Genomic DNA, 2,586 nt, shown 5'->3' on the forward strand with positions numbered 1-2,586 from the left:
GTGAAGGTGGCAGGCGGCCGACAATGCCTGGCCATGCGCCGACTTGACGATGGCGGTGGCATAGGCATGGCGGACCCCCGGCGTGGCGCGGGCGAGGATCATCGCGTCGCACGCCATCTCCTGATCGGCGCGGAACGCCCGGAACGCACGCCACGCGACCGGATTGAACCAGTGGCAGCCAAGGATGACGAGCGCCGCCCAGTTGGCGGCAAGGTCGCCGCGCGCATGGTGGCCCAGCTCGTGCGCCAGCGCCAATGCCTGTTCGCGATCGTCATAGCGTTCGCGGAAATCGATCGGCATCGCGACGTAACGGCGGACCACCCCGAAGGCGAGGGGACCTGCGGCATGCGGCGTCTCGATCATGCGGACATGGCCCCCCGCCACCCCCTTCGACCGGCCCGACGCCAGCACCTTCGCGCAGAACCGGCGGTGCTGCACGACATGCCATCCGACGAAGCCGATCGTGCCGAGAAACCACAGCGCGACCACCGCCAGCGGCACGTCGGCCATCCCCCACCCCTGCGGCAACGCGGGCACATCAATCACCGGTACGCCCAGCATCACCACGCCCGGTTCGGTTGCAGCGCCGATCGGCTGGAACTCCACCGGACGCCACGCATCGGGAATGGGCGGCAGGATCATGCGCAGCGCAGGCAGCGCCCACAGCGCATAGGCCACCTGCGGCCCGAAGCGCCGCGCGACCGGCCCCCGGACCGCCAGCACCAGCAGCATCAGCAGCGTCGTCGCCGCCAGCGTTTCCACCGCCCATCCGATCATTGTTTCAGCGCCTTTAACAGAGCTTCGATCTCGTCGATTTCCTTCGCGCTCAACTGGTCCCGCTGGGCCAGATGGGCGACCAGCGGGGTCAGGCTCCCGCCGAACAGCTTGTCGATGAACCGTTGCGATTCACCCGCGACATATTCTTCGCGCGCCACCAGCGGACGATAGCGATAGCGCCGGCCATCCTCTTCCGCCCCGACCACGTCCTTGGCGAGCAGTCGCCCGAGCAGCGTCTTGACGGTGTTGGCGCTCCATCCCCGGCTCGGCGCGGCGCGTTCGACCACCTCCTGCGCGGTGAGCGGGGCTTCGTCCCAGAGCACTTCCATCACGGCATGCTCGGCATCGCTGATTCGTTCGGCCATGGTCGATGACTACACCCGTGGTCGTTACGATTACAAGCGTAAACTTGAAGCCCTATTGACGCCGTCGCAGCACTTGCGGAAGGTCCGGTCCACGGGCCAACAGCGGACGCCCGTTCAGGCGGTATTCCCGCCCAAGCTCCGCTCCTGTCGTCGTGCCCTAGCGCGACGGTATCGGAGCGTATGATGCCGGATACTACCCCTGCCCCACCCGCGATCGGGCTGGTCGCGCTGTTCCTCAAATTCCTCCGTTTCGGTGCGCTCGCCTTCGGCGGACCGGTGGTGCAGATCGCGATGCTGCGCGACGCGCTGGTCACGCGCGAACGCTGGATCGATTCCGCCCGCTTCAACCGGCTGCTCGCGGTGTTGCAGGTCCTGCCCGGCCCCGAGGCGCATGAACTGTGCGTCCATCTGGGCATGATCGCGCGCGGGCGGATCGGCGGGCTGCTCGCCGGCCTTGGCTTCATGCTGCCCGGCCTGCTGCTGATGCTGCTCGCCGGCTGGGCCTATGTCCGCTTCGTCGCGGGCATGGCCGCCTTTGCCGGGCCGCTGCTCGGGGTGCAGATCGTCGTGCTGGCGGTCATCGCCCGCGCGGTATCGCGGATCGGCCAGCATGTGATCGAGGGGCCGGCGCTGGGCGTTCTCGCGCTTGCCGCCTTCGCCGCGACGTTTGCCGGCGGGCCGTTCTGGATCGTGCTCGCGGCGGCGGGCGCGGTCTATGCGTTGATCGCGCGCCGGCTGGTCGTCGTCGGCATCGTGGTGCTGGCGGTGACGCTCACGCTGGTCGTCCAGCCGTTTGGCCTTCGCCCGGCGACGCTCGCCGCCACGACACCGACCGTCGGCCTGTTGTTCCTCGCCGGCTTGAAGGGCGGCCTGCTGACCTTCGGCGGGGCGTATACCGCCATCCCCTATGTCCGTGCCGACACCGTCGGGCGCGGCTGGATCGGCGATGCGGCGTTCCTCGACGGCATCGCCATCGCCGGACTGCTGCCAGCCCCACTGGTGATCTTCGCGACCTTCGTCGGCTATGTCAGCGGCGGGCTGTGGGGGGCACTCGCGATCACCGCCGGCATGTTCCTCCCCGCCTTCGCCTTCTCGCTGGTCTTCTACGAACGGCTGGAGGCGATCGTCGCCCATCCGGCGTTGCAGCGCGCGCTGACCGGCGTCGCGGCGGCGGTGATCGGCATCATCGCCGCGACCTTCGCCGGCCTCGCCACCGCCACCGCCGGCCGGGTGACAGGGCTGCCGATCGCGATCGCGCTGTTCGCCGCCGCGCTGCTGGCGGCGATCCGGCTGAAAGGGACTTGGGTAACGCCCGCGATCCTCGCTGCCGGCCTGCTCGCGGGCGCGCTGCTGCCTTTGTAGCGCGCCGCTCTCCCCTCCCTGACAAGGGAGGGGCCGGGGGTGGGTCGGCCCGCGAGGAAACGCCGGCACCCGCCCCAAGCCC

At 69.5% G+C, this 2,586-nt stretch carries 3 protein-coding genes; 1 reads left to right on the forward strand and 2 read right to left on the reverse strand.

All coding sequences use genetic code 11. From position 1 onward, the window contains the following. Nucleotides 1-777 (reverse strand): M56 family metallopeptidase (locus ASE78_RS14580; RefSeq protein WP_235515092.1); only part of this gene is annotated, 777 nt, incomplete at its 3' end. Beyond that, nucleotides 774-1,142, reverse strand: a complete 369-nt coding sequence (locus ASE78_RS14585; RefSeq protein ID WP_055759085.1) for a BlaI/MecI/CopY family transcriptional regulator — start codon at nucleotides 1,140-1,142, stop codon at nucleotides 774-776. The genes ASE78_RS14580 and ASE78_RS14585, both read right to left, overlap by 4 nt. A 183-nt stretch (nucleotides 1,143-1,325) precedes the next feature. Between ASE78_RS14585 and chrA the strand changes: the two genes are divergently transcribed. After that, a complete protein-coding gene (chrA, locus tag ASE78_RS14590; protein WP_056498180.1) occupies nucleotides 1,326-2,504 on the forward strand; it encodes a chromate efflux transporter in 1,179 nt (392 codons plus the stop codon). Nucleotides 2,505-2,586: the final 82 nt, after the last annotated feature.

This window comes from Sphingomonas sp. Leaf25 (genome assembly GCF_001421635.1).
In the GTDB taxonomy this organism is placed as follows: domain Bacteria; phylum Pseudomonadota; class Alphaproteobacteria; order Sphingomonadales; family Sphingomonadaceae; genus Sphingomonas.